Source organism: Chitinophaga sp., assembly GCF_036569125.1.
Taxonomy (GTDB): domain Bacteria; phylum Bacteroidota; class Bacteroidia; order Chitinophagales; family Chitinophagaceae; genus Chitinophaga.
Genome location: NZ_DATCRF010000065.1, coordinates 1 through 7,713 on the forward strand (window position 1 = coordinate 1; position 7,713 = coordinate 7,713).

Annotated in this window: 9 protein-coding genes; 7 read left to right on the plus strand and 2 right to left on the minus strand. The window is 44.2% G+C overall.

The annotated features are described in order from the left end of the window. Positions 1–175: 175 nt before the first annotated feature. Entirely contained in the window at positions 176–1,213 is a 1,038-nt protein-coding gene (locus VIM87_RS02410) for a serine hydrolase domain-containing protein (protein WP_331995425.1), read from the minus strand. Positions 1,214–1,355: 142 nt separating this feature from the next. On the opposite strand from VIM87_RS02410, the gene VIM87_RS02415 reads away from it, so the two are divergent. Genes VIM87_RS02415 through VIM87_RS02425 form a run of 3 tightly spaced genes read left to right on the plus strand, consistent with a single transcriptional unit; the run spans position 1,356 to position 2,573 of the window. After that, positions 1,356–1,802 carry a hypothetical protein gene (locus tag VIM87_RS02415; RefSeq protein WP_331995426.1) on the plus strand — a complete coding sequence of 149 codons (447 nt, stop codon included), beginning with the start codon at positions 1,356–1,358 and terminating at the stop codon, positions 1,800–1,802. Positions 1,803–1,816: 14 nt separating this feature from the next. Further along, positions 1,817–2,230 (plus strand): hypothetical protein, encoded by a 414-nt coding sequence (locus VIM87_RS02420; RefSeq protein WP_331995427.1) that lies wholly within the window; start codon positions 1,817–1,819, stop codon positions 2,228–2,230. Between the two features lie 22 nt (positions 2,231–2,252). Continuing rightward, positions 2,253–2,573 carry a hypothetical protein gene (locus VIM87_RS02425; RefSeq protein WP_331995428.1) on the plus strand — a complete coding sequence of 107 codons (321 nt, stop codon included), beginning with the start codon at positions 2,253–2,255 and terminating at the stop codon, positions 2,571–2,573. Positions 2,574–3,205: 632 nt separating this feature from the next. Here the strand turns inward: VIM87_RS02425 and VIM87_RS02430 are convergent. Beyond that, a complete protein-coding gene (locus tag VIM87_RS02430; protein ID WP_331995429.1) occupies positions 3,206–3,784 on the minus strand; it encodes a DUF4157 domain-containing protein in 579 nt (192 codons plus the stop codon). A gap of 221 nt (positions 3,785–4,005) precedes the next feature. On the opposite strand from VIM87_RS02430, the gene VIM87_RS02435 reads away from it, so the two are divergent. The 4 genes from VIM87_RS02435 to VIM87_RS02450 all read left to right on the plus strand — a co-directional run bounded on the left by VIM87_RS02435 (position 4,006) and on the right by VIM87_RS02450 (position 7,289). Further along, on the plus strand, positions 4,006–4,851 hold the full coding sequence (locus tag VIM87_RS02435; protein WP_331995430.1) for a hypothetical protein: 846 nt from the start codon (positions 4,006–4,008) through the stop codon (positions 4,849–4,851). A 208-nt stretch (positions 4,852–5,059) separates the two neighbouring features. Further along, positions 5,060–5,335, plus strand: coding sequence for a DUF5952 family protein (locus VIM87_RS02440; RefSeq protein WP_331995431.1), 276 nt, complete (start codon positions 5,060–5,062; stop codon positions 5,333–5,335). 595 nt (positions 5,336–5,930) lie between these two features. After that, positions 5,931–6,326 carry a hypothetical protein gene (locus VIM87_RS02445; RefSeq protein ID WP_331995432.1) on the plus strand — a complete coding sequence of 132 codons (396 nt, stop codon included), beginning with the start codon at positions 5,931–5,933 and terminating at the stop codon, positions 6,324–6,326. A 315-nt stretch (positions 6,327–6,641) separates the two neighbouring features. Further along, entirely contained in the window at positions 6,642–7,289 is a 648-nt protein-coding gene (locus VIM87_RS02450) for a hypothetical protein (RefSeq protein WP_331995433.1), read from the plus strand. Positions 7,290–7,713: the final 424 nt, after the last annotated feature.

A 7,713-nucleotide genomic window follows, 5' to 3' on the forward strand; every position in this document is an offset into this window, starting at 1 on the left:
ACCTATGAAGATCTACCTCACCAACCAAAGCGCTAATTTCAAAAAGCACCTTGACCTTTTAAAAACAAACCCGTCATGACCTATGACAAAACCCGCTTGGTAAAAAAGGTTACTACTATTAATCTTTCTACAACAAAAACAATTAATGAACTGGATCTGCACTGATTTCCTTATGTTATTTTGCCCTTTCAAGTAATTCTTCTCCAATGTCCAGCGATTCCCTTATAATATCCCTAATAAGTGACATACCATTATCGCTGTTAGTAAAGATCACTAAGCCTCTTTTCGATTCAGGTAAAAGGATAATGATTGTTCTTACGCCGGGATCGCTGCCGCCATGTACCAGTGCAAATTCTTTCCCTTTTAGATTATTAAACACTTCCCAGCCAAGTCCGAATTTTGCATCCGGCTCTTTTGACTGTATGTGTATCATGTCCTGCCAAACCTTATCGCTTAACCCTTTTTTCTTTAAAACATTTGCGCCAAACGTCGTATAATCGCTCACGGTGGTCATTAGCAGGTCTGCTGCGCTTGTTTCTTTGTTTTTTCTGATCTCGTATGGTTCATTTGCTTTATTATGGGGTACCGCATATCTGTCCTCTGTTACGCTGCCATCCCAAAAGAAATGAGTGTCTTTCATGCCATCCGGCTTAAAAAGGTATTTGTCTGCAATTACAGCAAGCGGCATTTTGAATTTAACCTCCAATGCATGTTTAAGATATTCCAAACCCTCACCGGAATATTGGGTTTTAGTGCCTGGCTCAAAATCGAAGGCAAGTTTACCGGTTGAATGAAGCCAGCGCCAGTTAACAAAACCGGTTTGATGTGAAAATACATGACGGGTAGTTAAGCGCTTATTTCTTGGATCATTCTTAACATCAGGGTCAATCCAGTATTTGGATAGGGGTTCATCAAGCGACCAAAGACCTTTGCTTACTAATCGCAATGTGGTCATCTCTACAATGGGCTTGGTAAGTGATGCAACCTGAAAGATAGTATTGACTGGAGCCGGCGCCCCTGATTTCAGTTCACCCAGGACCTTTGCATTTTTTAGTTCATTATTTTCGATAACGCCAATGCCTAAAGCCGGCACTTTATGCTTTTGCATGAGAGCTGTTAATATCGTGTCGTTGGGTAAATTAACAATGGGCTGACCAACCGCCTGAGAGATCGCTGGTACTAATAATAAAAGAAGAAAATAGAACTTTCTCATTTTCTGGATTTTTTATCTGGAAGCCGTGGTTAAAATTATCACGCCAGGTAATAAACATACAAATATTCAGGCCTCCACTCTGAAAATTTTACTATTTTCGGCTAAATGAGTACCGCATTCCCTATACTTTATTAGCATACTTATGAGATACACTCTTATTTTACTGACAGCAGTATTTTTTATTTCATGTAATTGGGCAAAACAGAAAGCCAGGACCACAGTAAACAAAACCGGGGAGATAGTTGCCAAAACAGGCGCTGAATTTGCCGACGGCGTTGCACAGGGCGTTGAAAAAACATTTAAGAACGAAGTAGTCATTTCCCAGGAATTAAAAAATAACGGGTTAAGTTCAGGGAAGATCATTATCAACAGCTCCGATAGTACAGTTGACAATATATTAACAGCCTATCTGATCTTTGATAAAACAATTGAGAGAAATATAACGGTAAAAGTATTTAACCAGGACGGGCAGGAATATGGCCGGGTAAGACAGGAAGTAAAGGGTGAGCAGGGAGAAGCAAAATATATTGACTTTGTTTTTGACAGAAGAACGAACATTGACGGTAAAGGAAAAGTAACCTTTGAGTAAACATTTTAAACCATATGGAACAACACTTTCTCTTAGACGACAGCACCTTTGAAGCACAATTTGCAGCCTGCAAATTATCCCCGGCTGTCTTTACCCACGAAGCCCACATCCGGCTTGCCTGGATCCATGTGAAGAAATATGGTGTTGAGCAGGCCATCCAAAACATCTGCAGTCAGCTAATGGCCTTTGTAGATTCTGTTGGCGCAAGGGATAAATACAACAAAACCCTGACCATAGCGGCCATCAAAGCCGTAAAGCACTTCATAGACAAAGAACCGGTTGATAATTTCCCTGACTTCATCGCCAGGTTCCCAAGGTTAAAATACAACTTCAAAGAGTTGCTGGCTTTTCACTATAAGGTGGATATCTATAATTCCCCACAGGCAAAACAGGAGTTTTTAGAACCTGATCTGTTGCCGTTTACGTAAAGGGAATTTTAAAAGAATATTTGTGAAAGATCCTCATACGCTACATATCAGCACCATTACCAGTGAATGGTTAGACAAAGACCTGTTAATGCTGCACGCCTGCTTTCAGCTTTTAACGGATTGTGCGGAAAAAGAAAACCTGTTTGAAAGCCGCGACTGGACATACGACAGCGAACATATGAACGCAAAAACAGAGATCGAAGAACTGTACAATTGGTGGAAATACAGATCACAAAAGGAGATTAACAAAGAAATTGACCCTATCTGGACAGACAACCAATATGAGTTCGACAACGGAATGTTAATACGCCTGATCAAAGTAAGGCAATATTTATGGACTTAATTAAATCCCGTAATTCTTAAATGCCAATACGCTCCTACATCTCCATTTTCATAATTGCCTTTTGTTCAGCAAGCGCCTTTATTTCATGCAATAAACATTTAAGCCAGGGAAAAGGCGCAAATGCGCTGCGTTACGACACTACAACCACAGCAATTATCCCATTTAATCCGGAATACGATTACCCTTTTGACAGCGCCACATACAAACCGGCAACGCTTACACAGGAAGACCTAAAAGATATTGACAGCTTATTTATTGAATGTTTAGATAACTATAATAAAGTATTAATAGACGAGGAACATAAGTTTTGGCGTATAAACTTAAATAAGCGGCATTACAGGAAACAGTTAATAGCAGTAATAAATAAAAATGGGGAGAAAGAAGTTTGGGTAAATTGTTTTTGCCAGGACCACGGTAATTGGAAGTATGAAGCGGTAAGCGCTATGGACGGTGGTACATGTTATTTTAATTTTAAGATCAACCTGGCAACAAAGCAGTATTATCAATTTGGCGTTAACGGAATTGCCTGATCCGCTGCCCCGGAATAAAGGATCCCGGTCATTAAGTAATGAATCCTCACAGGCAGCTTATTGACCGGGTGTTATTATTAACATAATCAGTAAGAGAATAATTTACCCATTCGCCGCTTTCGCGCCCATTACATCCGCTTCATGCTCCAATCCCGGGTCATCATTCACGGGCACACTTTCTTTCATTTGCATGGTAGGCTGCACGCGTCCCTGGCGTTGTTGCACCACATGCCACGCCTCATGCGGCAAATGTTTTTCCTGGCCCGGACCTACATGAATATCATTGCCCTGTGCATAGGCCAGCGCGCTTAGCTGGGCTGGTTTGCTGGAGTTATAATGCACCTTTACATCAGACATATCCATACCGGAAAGGTTTTCCACGCCGGATTTCAGGCTGTCGGGCATGCCGGTGTTATTGGCTTGCAGCTGGGTAGTGAATTTTCCCTGCACGGGTTTTTCCTCTTCCGGCAAAGCAGCTCTTTGTAAAACGAATTTGCCTTGCATCGGTAATTTTTCTTCCTCTTCCGGCTGTAGCTGGGCAGGAAATTTGCCTTGTACCAATTCGTCCATATTGGCCGCATTTCTTTGTAAGGGTGCAGCAGTGGAAGGTACAGCTGTTTGTTCATCAGCAGCCGAACGGGAGCTGGAATAGGATTGATCTGAGGAGGAATATGTGAACATAGTTATAGAGGGTTTACCGGTAATAGTATAAATGTAGCAAAAATATCTGGTATGCGATATTTATAGCCAACAGGTTTAAAAATAGGGTAAGAAGGCCTGCTATAGCCAACATCTTCCCCGCATGATACCCGCATCAAGTCCACCTTATGCCCACCATTTACTTTATTTCAACCCGTGTGAACCTTTAGTGAAACCTGCCTGTTATTAAGGAAAATACTACCATGGCTATATTAACAGGCGCTATTCAGATGGAAGGCAGGGTAGGAGGGCTGATCTTCTACCGCAGGGGCAATAAGACCTGCTGCCGCAGTATGCCCAATTACCGGCCCGACAGCCAGAGTGCGGCCAGCCGGCAAAGTGCAGGGGAATTCGGCAAAGCCAGTAAGGCCGCTAAGCTGATCCGCGATGCAATGAACGGCTTATGGCCTTTACCGCATGATGGCACGCTGGTGAACCGGCTTAATAAAACATTATATACCGCCCTGTTAAAAGATGCAGTACATCCGCGCGGGCAGCGCACCCTTGCCCCTGCGGCGTTGCAGCAAACGCTTACGGGCTTCCGTTTTAATAAAAAGGCCAGCCTGCCTTTCCAGGTAAATATTACCCGTCCTTCTGCAGCCCGTGTACACGTTTCGCTGCCCGATAAATGGAAGGAGCTGCTCAAACAGCCCCGTTTTGCCACACATATCCAGGTGCAGGTAGCAGCATTATCTGTGGACCTTGAAGCGAACATTTGCCATAAAACCGCTATAGCTGTGGCTTGTACGCCGCTGCGGGACGGCGTGGTACCGGTGCTGGAGCTGCCGCATAAAAAGAATGTTACCACCATCATGGTGCTGCAGATACGTTACTTAAATGAAGGAGGTAACGGTCAGGTGTACACTTCCGCAGACCTTTCCTGCATGCAATCAGGGGTGATAGGTGTGCTCCTCCCGGAAAAACAGCCGCAAAAGGTGTTGACATCCTCACCACATGTTCCGCAACCATTTACACAACCGCATAATACTCCCTCCCCAAACGGAAAACGTAAACAATTGGTAACCACGCTGCCGGCGCATCCCTCATAGGAAAAGGAGGGGTATGCCTGCTAATAGTAGCTACTGGAAAGGGATGCAGGTGGGGAAGAATTAACGATAATACTATTTTGAGGAATAGTAACAACCTTCCTTTTTTGTTATTTTTAGCTAACAGAATAATCAGGAACAAAAGGCAGGATCAAAGACCGCAATCGTTAAATGTACACTAACCGTTACACCTGAAAAACCAACCCATCCTATGAACAGGTATACCATTACCATTAATTGTGAATTGCTGAATGAAACCGGCATCCTGGTTGCCCGCACCCTCAGAACCATCGTAAATGCACTGCCCAGGGTTACAGATAAATACATGTTTGTAGCCAGCCAGCACTTCAAGCCCATCGTAGTTCAGCTCAAAAAGGTCATTGACCTGGATAGCGGCCTGCCCGTATTCATTTGCAGCGGCGAAGAGGTAGACGACACCGAAGGCATCAAGGAGGTGTTTGACCACGCCGCCTTTGCAATGGATTGATTTTTGGGGGAGGCCCGCCCTTAGAGTAAGAATAAGGTTAAGGCTTAGGAAAATAAAAAAGTAAGGTCTGGGAAATAAGATTAAGGTCTGCGGAAATAAGATCTGCAGTATCATGCCTGTAAATTGATTTGCCCGGAGAACGGACACATTCCTCTGATATGGGCTGCAGCATGCTACCTGTAAACGGGATCTACAAAAGCACCTTGCAAAATAATATCCTGGAAAATTAACGTCTTACCCGTATCAATACCTGCTCTACTGGCTTGCCGGCCCATCCGCTTGCTGCCAATATGCAATATGAGGGTATTGCATACCCCGTGCTACTTGCCTTCACAGCGCAGGTCCAAACGACGGACCTTGCCCGGCGTCATGCGCTTGATACCGCTCCATAGTACCCCTATGCTGATACGTCCCCCAAAGCATCATGTATGCACGTACAGGCGGGCGCAGTCCGGAGCTGGACCTGCGAGAAGAAGCCCACCGAAACAGCAAACAGCAAACTCCCCCAATCCGGCATCAGCAATCCCCGGAAGAATCGGCATTGTCTTTGTTATATCATACTTGAATCTTCCTGTATATAACTAAAATTCACAGTATGAAAGCATTGCTATTTTTGCCACTGTTAGTGATGAGCGTTTGGATCACTGGCTGTACCAAGAAGTATGAGTACGTTACCCCTAACCAAACCATTCAAACCGATATTCTCCATACCGACTGGAAGCTGGTTAACGACGGGAAAAGCTATGCCGTAACCCTTAGCATGCCTGAAATAACAGACCAGGTGAACCAGGATTTTGGAATAGTGGTATCGGTATCCGCCGATGGCGGTACCTTTGAAGCCATCCCGGAAGTATATGCAGGTTATAGCTACTCTTATACCCATACCACCGGTAGCCTTACCATCGAATCACAGGCCGTAAGCGGCACCGCCGCCGGTACCGCACCCCCGGATCTTACGGTAAAGATTGTACTGGTGGAATCACAACCATAATTTTACTGGTATAACTAAAAATACAGCGGCTGTATCATTCTGTGATGCAGCCGTTTTGTTTTGTAACCCTCTTTTTCATAAACCTACCCGTTTATGTAGGTGGTTGGTGTTATAAATCTTCTTAAATTAGCGATACTGTTATAGAGACCGTTAAAAAGATGCACATTGTAAGGTTTAACCGTTCCACAGAAAATATGAGAAGCCAAAACAATTGAAACGTTATAGTCTATTCGCTCTGTCTGATACAACAGCATCCTTTTAGCAGCCCCAGTTAAATTTAATATCATCATGGAAAATTCATTTAATCGCAGCGCTATGCGTTTAATATCCGCGTTGCTGCTGGCCATCACCAGCCCCTGCATTGCCAATGCCCAGGGTTCCAATAACCACCACGTTCTAACACATGCCAATTGGACCAATGAGCTGAACCTGCAGATCCCCTATGAGCAATTCAGCATTTGTGCGGGCGACAATGCCGTGCTGATCGCCACCTCTGGTCATATTTTCCCCGAAACCCTGTGGTACGATGCACCTAAAGGCGGCAAGCTATTGCACACCGGTAGCACCTTTAAGGTGAATCCAACGGAAACCACCGTGTATTATGCCGCTTCAGAGCTGTATACGGAAGAACGTGGCCGCGATGCCATTACCGTTACGGTTAGCAACTGCCAGCGCCGCCAGGCTATTGGCGATGATGTGGGTTATGTAGAGGTACCTGCCAAAGCCGTAAAGCTGCAATTAACCGCCAACACAGAAACCGGCGAGCTGTTATTGCAAGGCAAAGAGAACTGGGATGGCAGCCTGCTCACCATACAAAACAGCCAGGGTAAAGAAGTACAGCGTGAAGTGCTGAAAGGCGAACGTTTCCGTTTATCCGGCCGGTATATGGAGGGGGTGTATATTGTGAATGTAACCACACCGGAAGGTAAAACGCTGATCGGGAAGCTGAGGTTGTATCAATAAGTAATTGTTGGAATAAACTACGAAAGTCGTTGCCTTGTTCTATTATTATCCGAAAAATTTCAGACGTTAAACACCTCATAACGTTATTAGTTCTGTCTGCACTTCACTATAGTTCCGTATCTTAGGATGATATTGTTTATTATCTTCTGCTTCCGTTTTGGAGGCTTAATGGGTGTGTCGTGTTGAACCGCTGTTCCGGATTAAGCACCGGGCTTAATTAAATTCAAGTAGCCTTCAGTAGGTTTTTCACATTGTTAATAATTAGAGCCGTTTATGTAACTGGGATCCCCAAAAACATAAACATCCCTAATTAACTAATTGATTGTCAGTACTATTCTTATGTAACGGTTATGTAACTGGAAATGAAAAATTGGGAAAACCGGGCAATGGCACTACTGGATAGAAGTCTGGTGCCGGTACCTGC